The organism is Streptomyces sp. NRRL F-5135 (genome assembly GCF_000719775.1).
GTDB classification, from domain to species: Bacteria; Actinomycetota; Actinomycetes; order Streptomycetales; family Streptomycetaceae; genus Streptomyces; species Streptomyces hebeiensis.
This window is the reverse complement of record NZ_JOHR01000004.1, coordinates 122,972-146,962: the sequence shown is the minus strand read 5'-3', so window position 1 is coordinate 146,962 and position 23,991 is coordinate 122,972. Positions and strand designations below refer to the sequence as shown.

Sequence of the window (23,991 nt, the reverse complement as noted above, 5' to 3'; positions counted from 1 at the left end):
GTGTACTGAAAGGAAACCTGGCTGTGATCACGCCGTGATCCTAGCCGTTGACTGTCGTCGCGTTGGCGGCAACGGTCCGGACGCCGCGTGAACAAGCCATGTGGGGATCATGCTCCGACGGAGAGCTCGCCGTACACACGTCCGGGTCGCGGCTGTTCACGGAACGCAAAAGCCCTCGTGAGGCACCACCTGCGGCGTGGACGCGGTCGACGGGACGCCGGGCTCCGCCGGCCGCTGCGTTGTCCGGATCCTTGCGTCGGCCTCGCCGACGGCCGGACAGGATCTGGAGGGGGCCGGAGCCGGGCGGCGAGGGCCGGTCGATAGGCTTCGAGAAGCGCGGGGGCAGCACTCCGTGCCGCCGCACCCGCCGTTCCGTCCGTCCCGGCGGCGTACGTCTCGGAAGTTCGCGACCCATGCACCTCGGCCCGGCCCGATCCGCCTCCCCGGCCACCGGGGTGCTGCGCGGGCTGCGTGCGACGGTGCTCGCGGTGCTCTGCGTGCTGCTGCCACTGGCCGGACACGCCCTGGCGCAGGGGCACGCGCCCCGCCCGGTCATCGTCGCGGGCATCGCCGCCGTGGCCGTCCCCGGCGCGGTGACCCTCACGCGCCGGCGGCTGACCGACGCACAGGTGCTCGCTGTCCTCACGGCCACCCAACTCGCCTACCACGCCGCCTACTCACTGCCCGGCGCCTGCCGCACGACGGCCGGCAGCGCCGCGACGCCCGGCGGTCTGCCCGCCGCCGTCGAGCACGGCGCGGCCGCCGGACCACCCGCCGGGGTCCTGCTCGCCGGACACCTGGTGACCCTGGCCGTCGGTGCCCGGTTGCTCGGCATCACCGAACGACTGCTGTGGCAGAGCGGGCCGTTGCTGCTCGCCGTGGGACACCTGCTGCTGTTCGCCTGGCCCCTGACGGGTGCCGCCCACCACCAGCGCCCGCGGGCCACGGTCCGGGAAAGCGCCTCCCCCCTGAAGTCGGCCGTACTGGCACGGCTGAACGCGGGCCGCGCCCCTCCGCCTCACGGGCCCGCTCCGTTCATCCCCCACCGGCCGACGCCGACCGGCGGCCCCTGCCTGCCCTGACGGCACGACGCGAGGGCCACCGGGCCCCTCGGCGCCACCGGGCCCCTTCCGTCCCGGCGTCACCGCCGGGGACACAGAAAGCCCCCTGACATGCCCGTCATCAACCGGCGTGCCGCCCGCGTGGCGGTACGCGCCCTCGGCGCGCCCCTGGCCGCGGCAGGTGTGCTCACCGCCACCGCCCCGCGGGCGGCTGCCCATACCGAACTGGTCTGGCAGACGGCCCCGGCCCCGTGGGAGACGGCTCCGTGGTGGCCGGCGCCGGGGCGTTGGCCGTGGTCGGTGCCGGAACCGGTGCGTACGTCGTCCGCCGGGAGCGGGCCGGTCATGGCCGCTGACGGCGGGTCCACCACACGGCTGCCCCTTCTTCTCGCCGCCGCGACCGGCACGGCCGTCGCGGTCGCCGTCCTGGCCGGGGGCGGCACGGCCGTCCGGATTCCGGGGATCCCGGACGCCGGGCCGGTGACCGCGTGGGGTCTGCCCGTGGCCCGTACGGTCGCCGACGCGGCGGCGGTCGCCACGGTCGGTGCCCTGCTGCTGGTGGCCGTGCTGCTGCCGGGCGGGCGACAACTGGACGGTGCCCGGCTGCGCTATCTGCCGTGGGCCGCGTGCGCGGCACTGGCGTGGGCCGAGGCGTCGGCCGCCACGCTGGTCCTCACCCTGTCGGACCTGTTCGCCCAGCCCGTCGGCGAGATCCTGTCCCCCGCTGTGGTGGCGGACTTCGTCGTCAACGACGCGCAGGGGCGCGGTTACGCCCTCGTGGTGGCCGTCGCCCTCCTGCTCGGCACGTTCTGCCTGGGGATCGGCACCGCGCGCTGGGCCCGGTGGGCGCTCGTGGTGGCCATGCTGGGCGTGCTGCCACCCGCGTTCACCGGTCACTCCTCGGCCGCCGCGAACCACGACTCCGCGGTCGTCAGCCTCTGCCTGCACCTCGTCGGCGTGACGGTGTGGGTGGGCGGACTGCTCTTCGTCCTGGTCGTCGCCGCACGCCGGGAGGAGGGCGCCGGCGAGGCCGTCCGGCGTTTCGGCCCGATCGCCGGCTGGTCGCTGCTCGCGGTCGGGGCGAGCGGGATCGTCAACGCGACAGTGCGGCTGTCCGCGCCCGCGGAGTTGTTCACCAGCCGGTACGGCATGCTGGTCCTCGCCAAGACCGCGGTGCTCGCCCTGTTGGCGGGGATCGGCGTCCGGCACCGCCGACGCACCCTGCCGGGGCTGTGGACCGGTGAGAGGAGAGCCTTCGTCACACTCGCGGCCGGCGAACTGCTTCGCCCCGGTCTTCGCCTTCGGCACGGCCGCCGCCGCGCTCCTCTACCTGGCAGGGGTACGCGCCTTGCGCCGGCGGGGCGACGCGTGGCCGGCCGGACGGACGGTCTCCTGGCTGCTGGGGCTCGCGGTGACGGTCCTGGCGACCATGAGCGGTCTGGCCGTGTACGGCAAGGTGCTGTTCAGCGTGCACATGGGCCAGCACATGATCCTCGCCATGACGGTGCCGATCCTGCTCGTCCTCGGGGCCCCGGTCACCCTCGCCCTGCGCGCCCTTCCACCGGCACCGAAGGGCGGCCCCGCCGGGCCGAGGGAGGTGTTGCTGAAACTGCTGCACAGCCGCTACGTCAGGACCGTCTCGCATCCGGTGGTGGCGAGCGTGCTCTTCATCGGCAGTGCCTTCGCCGTCTCCTACTCGTCCCTCTTCGAGACCTTGATGGGCAGCCACCTCGGCCACCTGGCGATGCTCACGCACTTCCTCGTCGTCGGGCTGCTGTTCTTCTGGGTGGTCATCGGCATCGATCCCGGGCCGCGCCGCCCGCCCCACCTGGGCAGGCTGTTCGTCCTCATCCTGACGATGCCGTTCCACTCCTGGTTCAGCATCTCCCTGATGAACTCGTCCGACCTGATCGGCGCCGGCTGGTGGAACTCCCTCAGCCGGCCCTGGGTCGCCTATCCGCTGGACGACCAGTACAACGCCGGCGCCATCGCCTGGGCCACCGGCGACATCCCCGTACTGATCACCACCATCATCCTGGCCGCCCAGTGGGTCCGCTCGGACGCGCGCGAGGCCCGCCGCATCGACCGCCGGATCGACCGCGGCGACGACAACGACCCGCTGGCGGCCTGCAACGCCTATCTGGCGAGCCTGCACGCCCGCGACCGCCGTCGGGTCCCGTCGCCGTCGCGGCCGCCCGGGGCCGACCCCACGCCGCGCCCCACCGCACCGCCGCCCGTCCCCGCGTCATTTTCCGACCGCACCCGACACACCGAGGAATCATGAAGAAACACGTGTACATCGCCCTGGTCATGGTGGCCGCGTTCGCCGCCGCCCTCGGGTCCTTCCTCCTCTTCTCGCCCGACGAGCCGCGCGGCACCGTCAACGCCGAGCCCGCAGCCGAGGCCGTGCCCGTACGCGAGTCGAGCCATCGCCTCACCCGGCCCGAACGCTCCGAGCTGACCGTCGTGGAGTTCCTGGACTTCGAGTGCGAGGCGTGCGGGGCCGTGTACCCGGTCGTGGAGGAGCTCCGCGAGAAGTACCGGGACCGCGTCACCTTCGTCGCCCGCTACTTCCCCATGCCCGGCCACCGCAACGGCGAACTCGCCGCGCGCACCGCCGAAGCCGCCGCCCGGCAAGGCAAGTTCGAGCAGATGTACAGCAAACTCTTCACCACTCAGGCGCAATGGGGCGAGGCCGAGGGGTCGAAGGAGGCTCTCTTCCGCGACTACGCCGAACAACTCGGCCTGGACATACCGGCGTTCGACGCGGCGCTGAAGGACCCGGCGACGGCCGCGCGCGTCCGGGCGGACCAGCGCGACGGGCTCGGCCTGGGCGTGCAGGGCACACCGACCTTCTTCCTCGACGGCGAGCGTGTCTCCCCGGGCTCCGCCGCGGAGTTCGAAGCGCTCATCGAGGACCGGCTGGCCCGACCGTGACCGTACGGCCGTCGGCGCATGCGCCGTCGGCACGTGCGGCCGCGTCGGGCCGCCGGACCCTCGCACGGTGCGCCGGGGACGGGCGAGGGCCGCGTCCTCGGTGCCGAGACCTTGTCCTTGATTGTCCGTGTCCGTGTCCGGCTGTCAGCGCAGGGTCAGCAGCGCCTCCTGGCTGAACGGGACGAGCTCGTTCACCCGGCCGCTCAGGACCTTGTCGGCCCACTCCGGGTCGGCGAGCAGCGCGCGGCCGACCGCGACGAGGTCGAACTCGTCCCGTTCCAGGCGGTCGAGGAGCCGTTCGACGCTCGCCACGCCCGCGGCGGCGAGGCCGGTGGCGGCGGGCTGGAAGACCGCGTCCAGGCCGACCGAGCCGACGGTGACGACCGGCTTGCCGGTGAGCTTCTTCGTCCATCCGGCGAGGTTCAGGTCCGACCCCGTGTCGGGGAACTCCGGCGTCCAGTAGCGGCGCCCGGAGGCGTGGAAGGCGTCGACTCCGGCCCCTGCCAGCGGAGCGAGCAGGGCCTCCAGCTCGCTCGGGTCCTGGGCGAGCCGGGCGTCGTAGTGTCCGGCCTTCCACTGCGAGAACCGCAGCACCACGGGGAAGTCCGGTGCGACCCTCGCGCGGACGGCGGCCACCACATCGGCGGCGAACGCGGTCCGGGAGGCCAGGTCACCGCTGTAGGCGTCGGTGCGCCGGTTGGTGCGCTCCCACAGGAACTGGTCGATCAGGTAGCCGTGCGCGCCGTGCAGTTCCACGCCGTCGAAACCGGTCCGCTCGGCTGCCTCGGCGGCGTCGGCGAAGGCGCTGATGACGTCGTCGATGTCGGCGAGGGACATCGCCTCGCCCGCTCCGCGCGTGCCGTCCAGCGCGATCCCGGACGGCCCCATGGACGGCGCTTCGGGAAACGGTGGTGCTCCGGCGGGACGCTGGATCCCGACGTGCCAGAGCTGGGGCATGATCGCTCCGCCGTGCGCGTGCACGGCCTCGACGACCCGCCGCCATCCGGCGAGCTGCTCCTCGCCGTGGAAGCGGGGAACGTCGGCGGCGTCGCCGGCGGAGCGGTGGCCGACGTACGTGCCCTCGGTGATGATCAGGCCGGTCCCCGCCGCGGCCCGGCGGGCGTAGTAGGCGGCGACGTCCTCACCGGGAACGCCGCCCGGGGAGCTTCGACGGGTCATGGGGGCCATCACGATCCTGTTCGGCAGCTCGGCCGAACCCAGCGTGAACGGACGGGCCAAGGCCGCGGCCGCGCGGGTACTCACTGTCGCTCTCCTGTCGTGGGTGCCGGGGGCATGTCCCCCGGAGCGGATATCCGCAGTGCGACAACACCGGCGACGACGCGGAAAATCCTGCCGTCGGCGTCGGATTGACGCGACGGGCAGGCAACCCGGTCCGGCAAGGCTCGTACGCGGTCCGGCAGGACCCGTACGCCGTACGCCGAACCGTCCCGGGCCGGCTGGGCCGTGTGTTCTCGAGGCGGGTGGCCTCGCCGGCCCGGGACGGTTCTCCCCGTGGCCGTCAGTCCAGCGGTTCGATCCAGAGGTTCCTGAAGCGGACCTTGTTGCCGTGGTCCTGGAGCCGGATCGCGCCCGCCGCGGCCGATTCGGCGGCGCCGCCGCCGGTCGGGCCGTCCACCGCCACGTTGTCGTGGACCTTCTTGCCGTTCCACACCACGGTGATCCTGGCGTCGTCGGTCTTCCGGCCGTCGGCGTCGAAACGGGCCGCGCGGAAGACGATGTCGTACGTCTGCCAGGTTTCCGGCGCGGTGGCCGCGTTCAGGTCCGCGGCCTTCTTCTCGTAGATGGCCGCGGCCTCGTTCGAGGCGAGTCTCGCCACCCCGAAGGAGTCCAGGATCTGGATCTCGTACCGGTCCTGGAGGTAGATCCCGCTGTTCCCGCGGTCCTGCCCGGTGACGTCGTCGGGCAGCTTCGGCACCCGGAATTCCGCGTGCAGCCTGAAGTCGCCGAAGGCCTGCTTGGTACGGATGTCACCGCAGCACACCTCGACGGACTCCTCGGCGGCGTGCGGCCACTCGACACTGCGGCCGTCGGTGTGCTGCCAGGCGGTGGAGACGCTGCCACCGGAGAACAGGTCGATACGGCTGCCGGCCTTCCGCACCTCGATCATGTCGAGGTTGACGTGGCCGGTGTCCTCGGGCCGATGGGTGTAGGTGATGGTGTTGCGGCCCTTGCGCAGGGTCAGCCGCTCGGTCTTGGTGGACCAGCGGTTCCAGGCGCCGGTGGAGGGGAGGCTGGTCTGCCGTGCCTGCCCGCCGTTGACGCCGACGCCGATCGTCTTGGTCCCGGTGAAGGGGTCGGGGCCGTTGCCGTAGCGCAGTGCCACGTCGTACACGCCCTTCGCGGGTGCGTCGACCTCGAAGGTGGCGGTGGCGCCCTGAGTACCGAAGCCGTCGACGAAGCCACCGCCGGTGTAGCCGGCGTGCTCGGTGTCGATGTCCGCCCCGCCGGACAGCCGTGCCGACTCGGCGTCGTACGAGGTGACGGGCTGCGCGGGACCCGGGCGCGCGTTCAGTGTGTACCAGGCTTCGGTGGACCAGAGCTGCTCACCCGAGGCCGAGGCGAAGGGGCGCGGCGATCGCACGTGCACCACGCGGTCGGTCTTCAGGCCGGGGATGGTGAGACGGACCTTGCGACGGTCGTCGGACAACCGGGCGGCCGTGACGGGGAGGACCTCCTCGTCGATCTTGGGGCCCCCGTACGCCGGGGTGGGAACGTACCGCCACTGCTCGACGGAGTAGGCGCCGCTCGCCAGTTTGGCGGCCGTCTCCTCCGACAACGGCTCGGTGTAGGTGAGTTCGAAACCGTCGCGGGTGGCGCGCATGGTCCTGATGTCGAAGACGTCTGTGCCGTTCGGCGTGAGCTTCTGGAGTCCGAACCGGAGTTTGCCCTCCTGGCCCCAGTTGCCGTCGGCGCCGAGGCCGCCCGCGTAGATCGCGCCGTCCGGTCCGGTGCTGATCCGGGTGATGCCGGCCTCCAGGCCCTGCGTGTGCCGGAACACCGCGCCTTGGTACTCGCCGTTCACCTTCTCCAGGTCGGCGCGCTGGAGCCCGCCGTAGGTGACGTCACCGAAGAGCATCTGCCCGGCGAAGGGCCCCTTCTTCAACAGCATCGGTGTACTCGGCGAGTTGGCTATCTCGTTCTGCGGCAGCCAGAGGACCGGCCGGGTGACCGTACGGTCGTCGAACGGTCCGGCCGGGTCGGTGTAGTGGTTGAAGAACCGTTCCTTCTTGACGTGGAGCAGCTTGGAGGCGGGCAGCCAGCCGCCCTGGTTGTCGGTGACGAAGAGGTCGCCCCCCGGGCCCCGTCCGATACCGTTCGGCGTGCGGAGGCCGCCGGCCAGATAAGTGACCTTTCCGGTCTTCCTGTTCACCTTGATGGTGGTGCCGCGGTTCGGGGCCGGCTGCGGCCGGGTCGTCGCGCCGCCGTAGTTGATGGCGACGGACAGGTTCAGGTAGAAGTCCCCGCCCTCGTAGAGCAGTCCGAAGGCGAACTCGTGGAAGTTTCCGCCGTACGGCCAGTCGGCGATCTTGCGGATCTCGCCCGCGGTGTTGCTGCCGTCGATGTCGGACAGTTCGGTCAGCTGGTGCTTCTCCGAGACGTACAGCTTTCCGTCGACGTACTTGATCCCCATCGGCTCCTTCAGGCCTTCGGCGATCTTCTTGTAGGTGACCTTGTCCGGACCGGTGTCACCCGTGACGTTGTCGAGGACGTACACCTCCCCCTGTGTATTCGTACTGCCGCCCCACGTGGTCACGGCGAGCCGGCCTTCCGGCAGCCAGTCCATCGCGGAGACCTGCGGCTCGAAGCCCGCGGGGCGCAGATCGGTGAGGGTGTAGCCGGGGTTGACCGAGGTCAGCGGGAGGCCGTCGCCGGGGGTGTCGTAGCTGCCCTCGCACTCCTTGCGGCCGGGGGCGGTGACACGGACGACGCCGGCGTCCGTGCTGAGCACGGAGTTCGGGACGAGGGTGAACTCGTCGGCGCCCGGCGGCTTCCACTGGAGGGTGACCTGCTGCTCGCCGCCGCGGTCGAAGTGGTCGATCCGCAGCGCGTGGTAGCCGGGGAGAAGGGTGATCTCGCCGTCCTTGGGCTCCGCGCCGTGCAGTCCGTCGTGGTCGATGACCTTCCGGTCGCCGAGGAACAGCCGGGATCCGTCGTCGCTGATCAGACGGAAGGTGTACGCGCCCTCGGCGGGAACATTGATGTTGCCGATGATCTGGGACACGAAGTTGTCGGTGAAGCCGAAGCCCTCCGTGGACGACCAGTCGACGACGGGGATCAGCTTGTCGACGTTGGGCGTCTGGGCCGGCTTGAGATCACAGAGCTTGTTCAGCGGGGACTGGACATCGAAGACGCGGAGGGTGACGCCGGGTTCCTGGGGCGGCAGGTCCGCGAAGGGCTTCTCGTCCGCTTCGGCGGACGGTGCCGCGAGGCCGCCGGTGAGAAGGGCCGCGAGGAGTAAACCCGCGGTTCTTCGTGGCCTACGGCGATGGCTACGGAGGTTCGGGTACTTGGGTGGCGTCACTCTTCCTCCTGCTGGGCGCTGCGAGGCGGCGCGGCCGGTGGCGGACCGCGGTCGCGGAGTGGAGTTCGTCCACGTACGGGTGGTGCGGCGGCGTTCCGCCATGGTGCACGCAGACGTCCGTACGAAAGCGACGCCCAGCGTACGAACTGCACCATGAACCGTCCATACTTTGTCCACAACGAGGTGAAACTATCGAGGGGTTGACAAACGCGGCCGGACATCAATCCCGGCTCACATCCGACCTCTCCACCACGGGCGCCAGGAGCACGGCGACGACCGGCGGGAACCCGGCCTCCACCGGCTCCGACACGACGCTGCCGCTCGCGGGCGCGGCGGCCGGCGCCGCCCTTGTCGCGCGCCGCCGCGCCCGGAGCCGGGCCTGATCCCGATGCCGACGACCGAGCAGGCCGGCGCGCATCCGAATGACAGGCCATCGCTTCAGCGCGAGACGGTCCGCTGGGTGGCGGGGACGGGTGCGAGCCGGTAGGCGCCCTCATGAGTGATCACGCGCCCGGCGGTGGGCGGCGCGAAGTGGGTGCCGAGGACCAGGGTGTCCGTGTCGGCGAGGGAGCGGAGCAACTCGCGCCGCGAGGCCTCGGACCGCTCCGGGTCGATGTCGACGCACGCGCCGATGGCGGGGTGGGCGAGCTGGACCGGGTGGTGGACGCAGTCGCCGGTGATCAGCGCCGTCTCACCCCGACTGGTCAGCTCGACGGCGACATGGCCGGGGGTGTGCCCGGGCGTGGGCAGCAGGCGCAGGCCCCGTGTGATCTCGACTCCCTCGGCCGGGACGTCCACAAGGTCCAGCAGCCCCGCCTGCTCGACCGGGAGCACGGAGTCGCGGAACATCTGCGCGCGTGCCTCCTCCATGTCGTACGTGGCCCAGAATTCGCGTTCGACGCGGGAGGTGAGGTAACGGGCGCCGGGGAAGGTGGGAACCCACTCGCCTCCCGCTTCCCGTGTGTTCCAGCCGACGTGGTCGGCGTGCAGGTGGGTGAGGATCACCAGGTCGACGGAGTCCGGTGAGAAGCCGGCCGCGTCGAGGCGCCCGAGGAAGCCGGTGCGCAGATCGTGCCAGGCGGGGTTGGCCCGCTCCTTGCCGTTGCCGATGCCGGTGTCGACCAGGACGCGCAGTCCGCCCACGACGAACGCGAAGCTGTGGCTGTCGATACGCAGGACGCCTTCCTGGTCGGCGAAGTCGGGGCGCAGCCAGTCGTGTCGCTCGACCACGTCCGTGGTGGCGTCGGGCAGCAGCCAGGGTCCGGTCGCGGGCGGCAGGAGGACCTCGTCGACGCGGTGGACGGTGATGTCGCCCACGGTCCAGGAGGGGACGGCGGTGGTCTCGTCGGCGGGTGAGGCGTTCACGCTGCGTTGTCTCCTTCGTTCTTCCGGGGCCGCGTCCGATGTGACGCCCGCCCTCCCCCCTCTCGCTAAACGCGATCGGTTTGCGTTAAGCGACCGTAGACCTTAGCCTCCACTAAAGCAAACCATTAGCGTTTGACGTCCGGGGCTCCCCCGCTCCAGTCCGATCCGCCCGATACACCCGATCCGAAGGGAACCTTCATGTCCGCCGCTGGACTCACGCCACCGGAGGTGGCCCGCTGGGCCGACCGTGCCGGGCTCCCGCTCCCGGCCGACCGGCATGTCGCGGTGGCCGCCACCGCCAACCACATCCATTCCGTCGTCGCGGTCCTGCGGGAGCTGGACTTCGGCGACACCCCGCCTGCCGCCGCCTACCGCGTGGGAGAGGGGTACGACGATGCAGCCGTATGAACTGTCCGTCGCCGCGGCCGCTGACGCCATCCGGGCACGGAAGCTGTCACCCGTCGAGCTGGTGGACTCCGTCCTCGACCGCGTCGAGAAGGTCGAGCCGAGCCTGGGGGCCTACGTCACCGTCACCGCGGAGGAGGCCCGCCGGTCGGCGCGCGAGGCCGAGCACGACATCGCGGCCGGCGTCCGCCCGCACGGCTCGCTGCACGGCGTGCCCATGGGGCTGAAGGACCTGATCGACGTCGCCGGCGCGGCCACCACGGCCGGCTCCCGGGTCCGCGCGGCTCACCGCGCGGAGGCCGACAGCACGGTCGCCGCCCGTCTGACCGCGGCCGGCGCGATCCTGGTCGGCAAGACCCACACCCATGAGTTCGCCTACGGCCTGACCACGCCGCAGACCAAGAACGCCTGGGACCGCGACCGGGTCGCCGGCGGCTCCAGCGGCGGATCCGCCGTCGCCGTCGCCGCGGGTGCGGCGACCTTCGCGCTGGGCACCGACACCGGCGGCTCCATCCGGGTGCCCTCCGCGCTCAACGGGGTCGTCGGCCTCAAGCCGACCTACGGCCTCGTCCCCCGCCACGGCGTCACGTCCCTGTCCTGGTCGCTCGACCACGTCGGCCCGATCACCCGCACCGTCGAGGACGCGGCCCTGGTCCTGACCGTCCTGGCCGGCCACGACCCCCGCGACCCCGCCTCTCTGGCCACCTCCGTCACGGACTACCGGCCGGGCGGGGACACGGATCTGACGGGGCTGCGCGTCGGCGTGCCGCGGAACTACTACTTCGACCACGTCGCGCCGGACGTCGAGACCGCGGTCCGGCACGCCATCGGCCACCTCGAAAGCCTCGGGGCCCGTCTCGTCGAGGTAGAGATCCCGATGACGCGCTACATCCAGGCGACCCATTGGGGCCTGATGGTGCCGGAGGCCACCGCCTATCACGAGCGCACCCTGCGCACGGTCCCCGAGCTGTACCAGGCGGACGTGCGCGTCCTCCTCGAAGCCGGCGAGCTGATGCCGGCCGGGGACCACCTGCGCGCCCAGCGCGCCCGCACCCTCATGCGACAGGACTGGGCCCGCCTGCTGGAGGAGGCCGACGTGATCGCCGCCCCGACGGTCCCGGCGACCGCGGTGCCCTCCGACCAGTCCACTCTCACCTGGCCGGACGGCACCGTCGAGGGCGTCTCCGACGCCTACGTGCGCCTCTCGGCCCCCGCCAACATCACCGGTGTGCCCTCGCTGTCGGTACCGGTCGGCCATGACACGAACGGCCTGCCGATCGGTATGCAGTTGCTCGGCCGCCCCTTCGGGGAGCCGGTCCTGTTGCGGGTCGGCCACGCCTACGAGCGGACCCGGCCCGTCCGCCCGGTGGCGACGGTGTGACGGTCCGGCCGACCGGCCCCGGCCGGACCGGGCGAGGCGCGGCAGGGCGAGGCGGGACCGGGCGAGGCAGGACCAGCGCTTGAAGCTACGCGTTGGCTTTAAGGTGGTTCCATGAGCCGAAAGACAATGGTGCGCCCCGGTGGGCGCAGCGCCAGGGTCCAGGCGTCGGTCCACGCCGCCGTTCGTGAACTCGAGGCGGAGGTGGGCCGCGAGGCGCTCACGGTCCCCCTGGTGGCCACCCGCGCCGGCGTCACCCCGTCCACGATCTACCGCCGATGGGGCGACCTGCGGGAACTGCTGTCGGACGTGGCGGTGGAACGCCTGCGGCCCGAGACGGCGCCGGTGGACAAGGGGAGCCTGAGCTCGGATCTCGAGGCGTGGGCCGAGCAGTTCCTCGAGGAGATGGCCGCCCCCTCGGGCCGCGCCTACATCCGCGACGCCCTGCTCGGCGACCCGGACGGCGACAACGCCGGCCAGTGCTCGGCCTACGCGGCCGAACAGATCGACGTCCTCCTCGACCGCGCGGCCGGCCGCGCGGAGACCGCACCGGACGTCGAGACGGTTCTCGACCACGTCGTCGCGCCCATCATGTACCGCATCCTCTTCCGGCCGGACGGCCTCGACGCCGCGTACGCGCGCGGGCTGGTGGCGGGGCTCGTCGGGCCGGCCGGCCGCTGACCCCCTCCTGACCCCCTTCTGACCTCACCTGACCTCACCTGACCTGGTCGTGACGGCCCAGGAAGCGGAAGGTGTTCCCCTTCGCCCGGTACAGGAAGTACGCCGCCGCCTCCGGGTCCAGGGTGTTGGTGCCGTCGGTGGCGAAGCGGAGGGTCTTGGCGATTCCCCGGTAGGTGACGTCGAACAGGTGCCGGGCCACGGCTTCCGGTGCGACGCCGGCCGTTCCGCCCAGTCTCTCCAGGGTGCGCGTGACCAGTCCCACGGCGTCATACGCCTCCGGCGACCAGCGCCCGGGCGCCGTGCCGTACCTCGCGCGGTAGTCGGCTCCGAACGTGCCGGACACACTGCCGGGGTCGGTGAAGGGAGTGCCGAACAACCAGTCCTGGGCCGCGGGTCCGGCCTGCTGCAGGAAGGCCGGGCGCATGATGTGCCAGGTGCCCAGGCGTGGTCCTGAGAAGCCGGCGTCGGCGAGTGCGCGGGCGCAGCGCGCGGCGCGTTCGGGCGACGTGCCGCTGAAGACGACCGCCTGCGCCCTGGCCGAGAGAGCGGCGCGGACGGCGGGAGCGAAATCGTCGCCGCCGGCCGCCACGGCATGGACGCTGGTCGTGCCCTGATGGGGCGGCGTCCGCGCGAGCGAGTCGGTCAGCCGCGCTCCCGTCCGGCCCGCGGCCCTGTCTTCGATGACGGCGGTGCGCTCGACCGGTCGTACGGAGGTCAGGTACGAGATCAGCGGCAACGCCAGGAAGGACTCGGGTGCCCGGGTGACGCGCAGGGCGGGCGGGTTCGACGGTGTGAGTCTGTCGTCGTCGACGTCGACGGAGATCAGGACCATGGCCGTGCGGGCGGCCTGGTAGAGCGGGCCGGCGGCGAGCGCGGCGTCGACCGTGCCGGGGCCGAGAACCGCGCGGACCCCGGCTCCGATGAAGCGCCGGGCCGCCCGCTCGGCGCCGGCCGGCTCACCCCGGTCGTCAGCGGTGTCGAGGGCGAGGCGGAACGTGATGCCCGCGCGCGCGTTGTGCCGCTCCACGGCGAGGCGCGCCCCGCGCTCCTGCGCCACGCCGTCCGCCTTGCCCGCGCCGCTGAGGTCGGCCTGGAAGCCGAGGGTGTGCACGGGAAGGGCACCGCCCGGGCCGCCCGTCCCCCCTCGCCCGGCCGCCAGATAGGTGGTGGCCCCGCCTCCGACGACGAGCACGGAGGCCGCCGCGCTCCCCGTCAGCAGCACGCGCCGTCGGCTCGGCGGGCGGGCGTCCCCCGGATGTGGTGGCGCCGCGACGGCGGTCGGGTCGTCACCGGTCGGCTGCCGTGCGGTGCGTCGGGGGGTGGGGACGTCCAGTGCCCGTGCGGAGCGTTCGGCGACCAGGCGGAGCACCGCGGGCGGCAGCCAGTGATCCTTCCGGGTGTCGGGATGTGCCCGCACCGCGAGGGCCGGCCGCGGGTCACGGAGCACCGCCGCGACCTCGGCGGCCGTCGGCCGCCCGGCCGGCTCCTTGACCAGGCAGGCCCTGATCAGCGCCGCCAGCTCGGCGGGGACGTCCGTCACGTCCGGCTCCTCGTGCACCGTACGGAAGAGGACGCCCGCCGCGTGCCCCGTGCCGAACGGGCGCCTGCCCGAGGCCGCGTACGCGAGGACGCAGCCCAGGGCGAAGACATCGCTGGGCGGACCCACCTCCCCGGCGCGGGCCTGCGCCTGTTCCGGCGCGAGGAAGCCCGGCGTGCCGACGACGGCGCCGGTCGCGGTGAGCGCGGTGGCGCCCGCGGCCTGGGCGATGCCGAAGTCGATGAGACGCGGGCCGTCCAGGGCCAGCAGGATGTTGCCGGGTTTCACATCGCGGTGCACGACCCCCGCCGCGTGTACGGCGGTGAGCGCGTCGGCCAGCCGGGATCCCAGGACCCGTACGGCGGCGACGGGCAGCGCGCCGAAGCCGTCGACCGCCTCGGCCAGCGACGGTCCGGGGACGAACTCCGTGGCCAGCCAGGGTTCCCGGGCCTCCGTGTCGGCGGCCACCACCGGTACCAGCGGGCGTCGGGTCGGACCTCGGACCGCCGTCACCTCCCGCCGGAACCGGATGCGGAAGGCGGGGTCCGCCGCGTGTTCGGCGCGGATCGTCTTGAGCGCGACGAGCGCTCCGCCGCTCGAACGGGCGAGGTAGACGACGCCCATGCCGCCGGCGCCGAGCCGGGCGAGCAGCCGGTGACCGCCGATCGCGTCGGGGTCATCGGCCGTCAGGGGGCGCATCAGGCGTCGGCCTTGCCCGCGTAGGAGTACCGGCCGCCCTTCACCTCGTAGCGGAATGTCTCGTACCCCTTGAGCCACCACCGGTGCTCCTCGTCGAACGCGTACGTCCGGACGAGTCCCTTGTAGGTGCCCTTCGCCAGCAGGTCGTAAAGCTGTTGGCGGGACGGCCGGCCGCCGGCCTCGACGAGGCGGGTGATGACCATGCGGGCCACGTCGTACGCCTCGGCCGCCCAGTACGCCGGCGGGGCGCCGTAGCGCTTTCGATGGGCGGTGGCGAAGGCGCGGACGGGGGCGGCCGACGGGGCGATGTACGGGGCGAAGACCTGCCAGCCTTCGGCGGCGGCGCCCGCCGCGGTCAGGAACTCCGGGCCGGCGGCGGGGTGGCCGAGCACGCGCGGGCCGTCGAAGTCCGTCCGCGCGAGGGCGCGTGCGACGGCGGCGACGCGTGCGGGAGTGCCCGTACAGACGAAGCCGTCCGGCCGGTGCGCGACCATCTCGGCGACCGTCGCCGCGAGGTTCTCGGCCAGCCTCGGTACGACGCGCGGCTCACCGGCGATCCCGATGACGCCGAGGTTCTGGAACATCGTGCGGCCGAACTCCCAGGCCGGGACGGCGCCGGCGCGGTCGATCAGGACGGCCACCCGCCGGGCGCCCTGGGCCCGGAGGGAGAAGGCGGCCGTGACGGGCAGGTTCGTGTAGCCGGGGACGGTCTGGAGGAAGTGCCTCGGCTGCGCGGTGCCGTACGCGGACTGCGCGGAGGAGACCGTGAGCTGGGGGACGAGCTGTTCGTCGTAACTGTCGAGGCTCGCACCGGTGGTCCCGTCGCCGGTCGAGCCGATGACGGCGAGCACGTCGCGGTCGGCGGCGAGGGTGCGGGCCGCCTCGGCGGCGCGGGTCTCGTCGCCCCGGTCGTCCACTGTCCTGAGGGTGAGGGTGAAGGGTTTGTCCGCACGGGAGTTGAACTGCTCGACGGCCAGGCGCACCCCGCGTTCCTGAGCCTGTCCGAGAGCTTTCCGCGGGCCCGTCAGGTCGGCCTGGACGCCGAGAACCCAGCGGCGGGCACGGGGCGGGGCCGCCGACGGGGTGCCGTCGTCGTCGCGCCGGGTGGCCCAGAGCGCCGCGCCGCCACCGGCCGCGAGCAGGGCGGCCGCGCCGCCGAGCAGCAGGAAACGGCGGCGGCCGACGGGGCCTGACGCCGCGGGCGCGTCCGCCGGAACATCCGACGGTACGTCCGGCGGCTGACCGTCCGACGGCCGACCGTCCGCCCGCGCGTCGAGGGCCGTCGCCTCGATGTCCGGAAGGGCGAGCGTCGCCGCGGAGCGCTCCGCGACGAGCCGTACGACGGCGTCGGGCAGCCAGTCGAGGTCCTCGTCCGAGGTGTCGTCGGCCAGGATCTCGGCGACCTCGCGGGCGGGGGGCCGGGCGGCCGGATCCTTGGCGAGGCAGCGCTCCAGGAACGCGCGTGTGTCGTCCGTGACGCCGGCGAGGTCGGGCTCGTCGTGCACGGTGCGGTAGAGCAGGGCGTCCACGGCACCCGTGCCGAAGGGCGGGCGCCCGGTGGCGGCGTAGGAGAGGAGGCAGCCAAGGGCGAAGACATCGCTGGCGGGCGACGCGGGCCGTGCCCGGGCCTGCTCCGGGGCGAGGAAACCCGGTGTGCCGACGATCATGCCCGCCGAGGTGAGCGCCGTCTCCTCGGTGGCACGGGCGATTCCGAAGTCGATGAGACGCGGGCCGTCGGCGGCGAGCAGCACGTTGCCGGGCTTGACGTCGCGGTGGACGAGTCCCGCGTCGTGCACCGCGGTCAGGGCGCGGGCCAGCAGCCGGCCGAGGACGCGCACGCCGCGCGGCGGCAGCGGACCGCAGGCGGCGACGGCCTCGGCCAGCGAGGGACCGGGAACGAAGGCCGTGGCCAGCCAGGGTGCGGGGGCATCCGGATCGGCACCGATGACCGGCACGGCCCAGGGGCTGTCCACGCGCCGGGCCGCGGCGACCTCGCGGCGGAAGCGGGTGCGGAACTCGGTCCGGTCGGCGTACTCGGGCAGGATCACCTTGACGGCGGCCAGCTCCCCCGACTCGGCGCGGCCGAGATAGACGACACCCATGCCGCCGGCGCCGAGCCGGGCGAGCAGCCGGTGACCACCGACGCGGGCCGGGTCGGTGGGGGTGAGCTTCTCGGTCATCGGCGGTCGCCCTTCGCGCTGCCGTCCGGTCCCGGCGCGTCGGGTTCCGGAGCCTCGGGTTCCGGAGCGTCCCGGTCGATCGCGGACTTGAGGCGGGTGCGCATGCCGGAGTGCGGTTCCCTCAGCCGGTCGAACAGGTCCGCCCGGGACCAGCCTTCGGCCCCCTTGGCGGAGACGGCGAGGGTGACCGGACCGATGCGGGTCTGTTCCCAGAGGTACGGGTGGGGGCCGCCGACTTCGGCGCCCGTGTAGGCGCCGAGTTCCGTGAGAACGTCATCGGCGTACCCGTTCCCGGATTCGCCGAAGGAGTTCGGCGCGTTGTTCAGGGACGTGATCACCTCGTCCGAGCGCAACCGCTGCGCGGGGCAGCGCATCATCTCCTCCAGGACCTCGGCGTTCTCCCAGTCGGCCTGCTCGGGGGTGCGGTGCACCGTGACGACGGCGCTCAGCCGTAGCGGGCCCTTGGAGCCGCTCGCTGGGATCTCGTAGGAGCGGGTCAGGGTCGCGAGGACGTTCTTCGGGAGCGCCCGCTGCTGCCAGACACAGTCGTCGCCGAGGACGGGCCAACGCCGCGGATCGCTCTCGTACGGCGTCCGGCGGACGGCGCCGGGCCCGAAGGCGGCGGGTTCCGCGATGACATCCCGGATCAGCGCGGCGGCCTGGCCGCTCGTCGTCGGCAGACCGGCGGGATCGATGTCCACGACGGCGGTCGGCGACGGGCCGGCGGTCGTCCCGGCAGCGGCCTTCTTCGCGGGCGACGATCCGGACGAGCCGCCTCCGCCGGAGGTACAGCCGACGAGCACGGAGCCGCACACCGCGACGGCGCAGCCGAGGCGCACCGCCTCCCTGAACACGACCACAAGTCCCCCCTGGAATCACCGGTTCACGATGCGTCCGACGTGATGCTAAGCGGTGGTCGGCGTGAAGTGGCAAGCCGGTTGACAGGACACGTGGCAGCCGTACCCAGCCTGTCACGTGCCCGGCACAGACCTGACACCGTGCGGGCCGGGCCGGTTCAGCCGGACGCGCGCTGTCGGGCGAGGCGGTGCAGACGGAGTGCCACCTGGATCTCCAGGGCCCGGCCGGGAGTGTTCCAGTCGGGGCCGAGGAGTTGTGCGACGCGGTCGAGGCGTTGGACCACGGTGTTGACGTGGACGTGCAGGACGTCCTTGGCTCTGGCGAGGCTGGCGCCGTGGTCGTAGTAGGCGTCCAGGGTGCGGACGAGTTCGCTGCCGCGCTGGGTGTCGTAGCGGAGTACGGGGCCGAGTACGCGGTCCACGTACCCGGTGATGTCGGCCCGGTCGCCCAGGAGCACGCCCAAGAAGCCGAGTTCGGACAGGCCGGCGCCCTCACCGGTCCGGCCGAGGGCTTCGAGCGCTTCGAGACAGCGGCGTGCCTCGTCGTAGGCGTCCGGCAGGCGCTCGGCCCCCGTCACAGGGCCCGCGGCCCCGATGGTGGTGGGCGTACCGAAGCCGCAGGACAGTTCTCGGGCCAGGTCATGGGCGAGTGAGCCCGGATCGGAGGTGGGCGCGAGCAGCACGGTGTGGCCGTTGCGGGCTCCGGCCAGGCCACCGAGGGCCCGTGCGCGGCGTGCCGCCTCGGCCGACAGCCGTGAGCGTACGTCCGGTTCGCAGCCCAGGACGAGGACGGCGTGCGGCCGGGCGAGGTTGATGTCCAGTCTCCTGGCCCGCAGCGCCAGACCGCCGGTGTCGGGGTGGCGGCCCGGCCGGCGGCCGGTGAGCAGGTCGTCGAGGAGTTCGCCGCGTACCCGGTTCTCGGCTTCGGCCACGGAGCGGCGCAGCAGGAGCAGCAGTGCGGTGACCAGGCCGGCCCGCTCGAACAGGCGGCGGTCGGCGGCGGTGAGATCGGCCCGGCCGGTGAGCAGGAGGCTGCCGAGGAGTTCGGGGCCGGCCAGGACGGCGCACACCCAGTTCCCGTCGACGGGGACGGCCCGTCCACCGGCCCGGGAGGCTTCGATTCCCTGTCCGGGCGGGGCTACGGGAACGCTTCCCACGCGGGCGAGTTCGGTGCCGTCGGCGTCGTGGACGGCCAGGCCGCTGTCGAGGAGTGCGGCGATCTCGCGGGCGACGTCGTCGACGCCGCCGCCTCTGAGGACGAGGTCGGTGAGCCGGTCGTGGGCATCGGCCGCGCGGTGCAGGGCCTCGCTGTGGGCGCGGGCGGTTTCGTTGGCCGCGTTCAGTTCGACGAGCGCGGTGCGGGTCTCCTCGAGCAGGCGCGCGCTGTCGATGGCGACGGCCGCGTGGTCGGCCAGCGAGGTGAGCAGGGCTATGGCGTCGGGGGTGAAGTCGCGGGAGGCGCGGTCCGCGGCGAACAGGACGCCGATGACACGTCGGCCGACGCGCAGGGGCACCCCGAGGATGCCGAGGAGCCCTTCTTCCTCGACTCCCTCGTCAATGGCACCGGTGTGCTTGAAGCGGCGGTCGGTGCGGTAGTCGGTGCTGGCGTAGGGCCGGGCGGTCTGGGCGACGAGGCCGCCGAGCCCTTCGCCCATGCCGAGGCGGAGCTGCTGGAACTTGGCGGAGACCGAGCCGGAGGTCACCCGCATGAACGTGTCCCCCGCCACCGGGTCGTTGAGCGTGAGATAGGCGATGTCGGTGCCCAGCAGGGTTCTGGCCCGGTGCACGATGGCCCGCAGCACGGCGTCCAGGTCGCGCAGTGCGGCCAGGTCGCCGGCGGTGTCGAAGAGGGCGGCGAGTTCGGCTTCGCGCCTGCGGCGCTGGGTCAGGGTCCGGTGGATGTCCTGGGCCACCCGGGTGGCCTCGTCCACGGCCCGTTGTTCGTGCGGGCGCGCTCCGGCGGCGCGTGCCCGGGCGGCGGGCCTGGCCAGTTCTTCGGCCGGTGCGTCGGCTGCGAGGAGGTCGAGCAGCTCTCGGAGTGCTGCCGTGGCCGCGTCGGCGGAATCGTGCACGGTGGCCATAGGGGGCGGGCTCCCTTCTCCGGCGGCGGGTGTGTGGTTCGGCCCGAAGCCCGCGGGCCGAGCGGTGCCCGCGGGCCGGACGGTGCCGCGTGGCCGGGCCCGGGTCCGTGTCCGCGGGGTCCGCCCGTGCCGTCCTGGGCGGACCGTACCCCGGCCCGGGGGCCTCGGTCAGGCGCCTTCGGTGCCGGCGACCGGCGCTTCCCGCTCGTGCGGTGGCGCGGCCGTGGTGGAGCGGGTCAGGTCACGGCCTCGGGTCTCCTTGAGGACGGCGACGGTGACGGTGGTGATCACCGCGGCGACACAAAGGTACAGCGCGATGGGGGTCGGGGACCCGAAGTCCTTGAGCAGCTCGACCGCGATGATGGGCGCGAGGGCACCGGCGACGATCGAAGCGAGCTGCGATCCCATGGAGGCGCCCGAGTAGCGGACCTTGGTGTCGAACATCTCGGAGATGAACGCGGCCTGCGGACCGTACATGGCGCCGTGCAGCAGCAGCCCCACGGTGACCGACAAGGTGATCACGGCGAACGACTCCGAGTCGACCAGGGCGAAGAAGGCGAACGCCCACGCTGCCATGCCGACGGAGCCGATCAGTGTCACGGGCTTGCGGCCGAGCCGGTCGGAGAGCGCCCCCCACGCGGGGATGGTGACGAAGTGGACGGCCGAGCCGATCAGGACGGCGTTCAGCGCGGTGCTCTTGGGCAGTTCCAGGTGGCTGGTGACGTAGACCAGCAGGAAGGAGGTCAGGATGTAGTACGAGATGTTCTCGCCGAACCGGGTGCCGATGGCGCCGAGCACCTCACGCCAGCTGCGCCGGAAGACCTCGACGACCGGCGGCTTGTCCTTGATGCCGCGGGCGGCGTCGGCCTCGGCCTTGGCCTGGGCGGCGAGGAAGACCGGCGACTCGGACACCGATACGCGGATCCACAGGCCGATCACGACCAGGACGCCGGAGAGCAGGAACGGGACGCGCCAGCCCCAGGACAGGAACGTCTCCTCCGACTGGACGGCGGCCAGCAGCGCGAGGACGCCGGTGGCGAGCAGATTGCCACCGGGCGCCCCGGCCTGCGGCCAGGAGGCCCAGAATCCGCGGTGCTTGTCGCCGCCGTGTTCGGAGACGATCAGTACGGCGCCGCCCCATTCGCCGCCCAGGGCGAAACCCTGGATCAGCCGCAGCACGGTGAGGAGGATGGGGGCGCCGACGCCGATGCTGTCGTAGGTGGGCAGCAGGCCCATGGCGAAGGTGGCGCCGCCCATCATCAGCAGGCTGATGACGAGGAGTTTCTTGCGGCCGATCTTGTCGCCGAAGTGTCCGAAGACCACGCCGCCGAGCGGCCGGGCGGCGAAGCCGATGGCGTAGGTGACGAAGGCGATCAGTGTGCCCACCAGCGGGTCGCTGGTGGGGAAGAAGAGGGTGTTGAACACCAACGCGGCGGCGGAGCCGTAGAGGAAGAAGTCGTACCACTCGATGGTCGTGCCGATGAGGCTCGCGCTGACGATCCGGGCGATGCCGCCGGAGCTGCGCGCGCCGGGCCGGTCGGTCGTGGTCTCGGTCATGGGTTCACCGGTTCTCGGGTACGGGGACGGGGGCGGGCGGTACGGGTGTTACGGCGTGGTGGTGCGAGCGCGTCAGGTGGCTCCCCAGCCGCCGTCGAGAGGCAGCGAGGCGCCGGTGATGTAGCCGCTGTGGTCCGCGCACAGCCACAGCACGGCCGCGGCGACCTCCTCGGCCTCCAGCAGGCGCTTGATGGGCGGGCGGGTCAGCAGGACATCGGTCAGCACGTCCTGGGGGCTGATCCCGTGGGCGGCGGCCTGGTCGCGGATCTGGTTCTCCACCAGGGGGGTGCGGACATAGCCGGGGTTGACGCAGTTGCTGGTCACGCCGTGCGGGGCGCCTTCGACCGCGGCCACCTTGCTCAGGCCTTCCAGGGCGTGTTTGGCGGCGACATACGCCGCCTTGTAGGCGCTGGCCCGCAGTCCGTGGACGCTGGAGATGTTGATCAGCCGCCCCCAGCCCCGCGCGTACATGTGCGGCAGGCCGCGGCGCATCAGCAGAAACGGCGCCGTGACCATCACCTGTTGGATGAGGGCGAACCGTTCGGGCGGAAACTCCGTCAGGGGTGCGACGTGCTGGAGGCCGGCGTTGTTGACCAGGATGTCGGCGTCGGTCGGCAGTGTGTCGATCGCGGCGGGGTCGGCCAGGTCGACGACGTGTGCCTCGCCCCCGGTCTCGGCGGCGACCGCTTCGGCGGCCTCGGCGTCCCGGTCCACGATGTGCACCGTGGCGCCCGCCGCGGCCAGCGCCACGACGCACGCCTTGCCGATACCGCTGCCGCCGCCGGTGACCAGGGCGACCCGGGACGACAGGTCCACGTCGGCGCCCGTGGGCGCCGCGCGGGGGACGGGGGGAGGAGTCTCGCTTGTCATGGCCGGAAACAGTAGGGACACCACGAGGCCACATCCATGTATGTGACCGACACAATGAGGGCTCGTCCTGTAGCGGTCCCGGCCATGGGACGAGCCGTTCGCCCGGGGGAAGGCGTCAGCGGGCGATCCCCCCGCCTCCCATGTAGAGGTTCAGCCCCTCGGTGGAGTCGAAGCTGTCACCGAACAGCCGGGTGGCTCCCCCGGTGGCGGGCCCGTCCGCCGTGCCGGGCAGGAGCCAGGCGGAGCCGTCGGTCCTGTCGGTGCCGGGTGCCGCCACGACCAGCTCGGACCGGTGGTCGCCGTCCATGTCGACCAGGCGCACCGCCGCGCCGAACACGCGCCGCGCCTCCGGTTCGCCTCCGAGGTCGCCCTCCCCGAAGGCGCGGGCGCCCTCGCCGGTCAGGCCGTCCGGGCCGCCCCGCAGGAACAGCGCCTCTTCCGGACCGGGCTTCGCGTACACGTTCCTGCGGGGCGAGCCGGCCACCACGTCCGCGTAGCCGTCGCCGTCGACGTCACCGGTGTCCAAGGAGGTGAAGACGGCGTCCTCGTCCTGAGGTTCCTCGCCGGGCACGCCGGGAGCGTCACGGTCGAGGGTCGTCGTCCGCCTGCCCTTCCCCGGCCCGGACTTGGATCCGTACACCACGGTCACCGCGCTGCGGCTCACGTCACCGCCGCGGGGACCGAGCACGAGGTCCGCGATCCCGTCGCCGTCCACGTCACCGGCCGCGCCCGTCGCCGCGTCGGGGAGACCGACGTCGTCGGGCTCGGTGAAGCCGTCCGGGCCGCCCCGGAGGTAGCTCACCGGCCAGTGCTGCTCGGACCAGGCCGCCTCGGGGAGCGAGTTGTCGTGGAAGGCCACCAGGTCGTCGGCGCCGTCGCCGTCCAGGTCCCCGGCGACGAGTTCCGCGTAGTTCGCGGTGTCGACGTCCTTCGCCGGCCGGCGCGGGGCGGGGACCGGGGCGGTGGCCGCCGGGGCGCCGTCGCGCGTGAAGGGGCCCTTGAGCAGGCCCTTGCCGGAGCCGAGCCCGAAGACCAGATCGGCGTGCCCGTCCCCGTCGAAGTCCCCGGCGACGAGCTGCTCGTCCAGAATCGGGTCCAGCATCCAGGGGACGTGGCTGCCGTCCGTGCCCGGCACCCGCACAGCGCTCTTCAGCCCGTCCGTCGAACCCCACATGATGATCACGCTCGGCTTCCAGTCGAAGACGGCGGCGGCGAGGTCGGTGTACCCGTCCCCGTCGAAGTCGCGGGCCATCACATCGGTACCGAAGAACGCCTCGTCGCGGCCCTTGCCCGGTATCCCGGCGTCGTTCTGCGTGAGGTACTGGCAGCGGGCGAGGCCGGTCCCGTCGCCCGACCCGTACGCCACCTCGATGCTGCCGCCGCCGCTGCCGTTCGCCACGTCGCCCATGGATCCCATGGCCAGGTCGGGGTTGCCGTCCCCGTCGAAGTCGGCGGCGGGGGCGGCCCCGGCCGGGGTCTCGCCGGTCTTCGCCGCGGGGCCCGCGGCCGGTGCGGTGCCGTGGGCCGAGGTGTGGCAGGTGTGCGGGGCGGTGATGGTCCCGGCGCCGTCCCGGGCGACGACGACCCCGACCCCGACGGCCAGCGCCAGGGCCGCCGCGCCGCCCGCGATCGCCCGCCGGCGTGTGCCGCCTCGTCCCCGTACCGGCCCCTGCTCGTCGCCTCGGTCACTCATATGATCAAGCACGCCCGGACCGGACCCGGCGGTTCCGTCTTCCGATTTCCTCGGCTCTGTGATCTCCACGACGTGGCGCCGGGGAAACAGGCCGGAGCCACGCGGCGGCCGGCCGCGCAAGATGGCCGGCCGCCGTTCCTCCATGGA

Annotated in this window: 17 protein-coding genes and 1 pseudogene; 8 read left to right on the top strand and 10 right to left on the bottom strand. The window is 72.9% G+C overall.

Translation table 11 applies throughout. From position 1 onward, the window contains the following. The first annotated feature begins 413 nt into the window (after positions 1-413). The 4 genes and pseudogenes from IG02_RS0107490 to IG02_RS0107480 all read left to right on the top strand — a co-directional run bounded on the left by IG02_RS0107490 (position 414) and on the right by IG02_RS0107480 (position 3,998). Positions 414-1,082, top strand: a complete 669-nt coding sequence (locus IG02_RS0107490) for a hypothetical protein (protein WP_030743324.1) — start codon at positions 414-416, stop codon at positions 1,080-1,082. 90 nt (positions 1,083-1,172) lie between these two features. Beyond that, positions 1,173-2,258 (top strand): annotated as a pseudogene (locus IG02_RS43825) (copper resistance D family protein); the annotation flags it as partial. 43 nt (positions 2,259-2,301) lie between these two features. Then, positions 2,302-3,345: a cytochrome c oxidase assembly protein gene (locus tag IG02_RS37645; protein WP_051764630.1), complete on the top strand. Its 1,044-nt coding sequence runs from the start codon at positions 2,302-2,304 to the stop codon at positions 3,343-3,345. Next, the gene (locus IG02_RS0107480) at positions 3,342-3,998 is read left to right on the top strand and encodes a DsbA family protein (RefSeq protein WP_030743322.1); all 657 of its coding nucleotides are present in this window, start codon (positions 3,342-3,344) and stop codon (positions 3,996-3,998) included. The genes IG02_RS37645 and IG02_RS0107480 overlap by 4 nt, the downstream gene beginning before the upstream one ends. A gap of 144 nt (positions 3,999-4,142) precedes the next feature. Here the strand turns inward: IG02_RS0107480 and IG02_RS0107475 are convergent, their stop codons facing one another. Then, positions 4,143-5,261, bottom strand: a complete 1,119-nt coding sequence (locus tag IG02_RS0107475) for an NADH:flavin oxidoreductase (RefSeq protein ID WP_030743319.1) — start codon at positions 5,259-5,261, stop codon at positions 4,143-4,145. A gap of 256 nt (positions 5,262-5,517) precedes the next feature. After that, positions 5,518-8,541 (bottom strand): family 16 glycoside hydrolase, encoded by a 3,024-nt coding sequence (locus IG02_RS0107470; RefSeq protein ID WP_030743316.1) that lies wholly within the window; start codon positions 8,539-8,541, stop codon positions 5,518-5,520. Positions 8,542-8,741: 200 nt separating this feature from the next. Between IG02_RS0107470 and IG02_RS40410 the strand changes: the two genes are divergently transcribed. Then, positions 8,742-8,924 (top strand): hypothetical protein, encoded by a 183-nt coding sequence (locus IG02_RS40410; RefSeq protein ID WP_107055555.1) that lies wholly within the window; start codon positions 8,742-8,744, stop codon positions 8,922-8,924. A gap of 55 nt (positions 8,925-8,979) precedes the next feature. Here IG02_RS40410 and IG02_RS0107460 read toward each other — a convergent pair whose 3' ends face one another. After that, the gene (locus IG02_RS0107460) at positions 8,980-9,906 is read right to left on the bottom strand and encodes an MBL fold metallo-hydrolase (protein WP_030743312.1); all 927 of its coding nucleotides are present in this window, start codon (positions 9,904-9,906) and stop codon (positions 8,980-8,982) included. Positions 9,907-10,104: 198 nt separating this feature from the next. Here IG02_RS0107460 and IG02_RS0107455 point away from each other — a divergent pair, with 198 nt between their 5' ends. From IG02_RS0107455 to IG02_RS0107445, 3 genes are all read left to right on the top strand, one after another. Then, positions 10,105-10,314 carry a hypothetical protein gene (locus IG02_RS0107455; protein ID WP_030743310.1) on the top strand — a complete coding sequence of 70 codons (210 nt, stop codon included), beginning with the start codon at positions 10,105-10,107 and terminating at the stop codon, positions 10,312-10,314. After that, positions 10,301-11,692, top strand: a complete 1,392-nt coding sequence (locus tag IG02_RS0107450; RefSeq protein ID WP_030743308.1) for an amidase — start codon at positions 10,301-10,303, stop codon at positions 11,690-11,692. The genes IG02_RS0107455 and IG02_RS0107450 overlap by 14 nt, the downstream gene beginning before the upstream one ends. Positions 11,693-11,803: 111 nt before the next feature. After that, positions 11,804-12,370 (top strand): TetR/AcrR family transcriptional regulator, encoded by a 567-nt coding sequence (locus IG02_RS0107445; RefSeq protein WP_030743306.1) that lies wholly within the window; start codon positions 11,804-11,806, stop codon positions 12,368-12,370. Positions 12,371-12,404: 34 nt separating this feature from the next. Here the strand turns inward: IG02_RS0107445 and IG02_RS0107440 are convergent, their stop codons facing one another. The 7 genes from IG02_RS0107440 to IG02_RS0107410 all read right to left on the bottom strand — a co-directional run bounded on the left by IG02_RS0107440 (position 12,405) and on the right by IG02_RS0107410 (position 23,844). Then, positions 12,405-14,606, bottom strand: a complete 2,202-nt coding sequence (locus IG02_RS0107440; RefSeq protein WP_030743304.1) for a bifunctional serine/threonine-protein kinase/ABC transporter substrate-binding protein — start codon at positions 14,604-14,606, stop codon at positions 12,405-12,407. Further along, on the bottom strand, positions 14,606-16,786 hold the full coding sequence (locus IG02_RS0107435; RefSeq protein WP_030743302.1) for a bifunctional serine/threonine-protein kinase/ABC transporter substrate-binding protein: 2,181 nt from the start codon (positions 16,784-16,786) through the stop codon (positions 14,606-14,608). The genes IG02_RS0107440 and IG02_RS0107435 overlap by 1 nt, the downstream gene beginning before the upstream one ends. Then, the gene (locus tag IG02_RS0107430; protein WP_234314644.1) at positions 16,783-17,646 is read right to left on the bottom strand and encodes a hypothetical protein; all 864 of its coding nucleotides are present in this window, start codon (positions 17,644-17,646) and stop codon (positions 16,783-16,785) included. The genes IG02_RS0107435 and IG02_RS0107430 overlap by 4 nt, the downstream gene beginning before the upstream one ends. A gap of 155 nt (positions 17,647-17,801) precedes the next feature. Next, positions 17,802-19,724, bottom strand: a complete 1,923-nt coding sequence (locus IG02_RS0107425) for a helix-turn-helix domain-containing protein (RefSeq protein WP_030743298.1) — start codon at positions 19,722-19,724, stop codon at positions 17,802-17,804. A gap of 168 nt (positions 19,725-19,892) precedes the next feature. After that, positions 19,893-21,281 (bottom strand): MFS transporter, encoded by a 1,389-nt coding sequence (locus tag IG02_RS0107420; RefSeq protein WP_030743296.1) that lies wholly within the window; start codon positions 21,279-21,281, stop codon positions 19,893-19,895. A gap of 72 nt (positions 21,282-21,353) precedes the next feature. Beyond that, complete coding sequence (locus IG02_RS0107415) at positions 21,354-22,151, bottom strand: 3-hydroxybutyrate dehydrogenase (protein WP_030743294.1); 798 nt, start codon at positions 22,149-22,151, stop codon at positions 21,354-21,356. Between the two features lie 115 nt (positions 22,152-22,266). Next, the gene (locus IG02_RS0107410) at positions 22,267-23,844 is read right to left on the bottom strand and encodes an FG-GAP repeat domain-containing protein (RefSeq protein WP_078854276.1); all 1,578 of its coding nucleotides are present in this window, start codon (positions 23,842-23,844) and stop codon (positions 22,267-22,269) included. Positions 23,845-23,991: the final 147 nt, after the last annotated feature.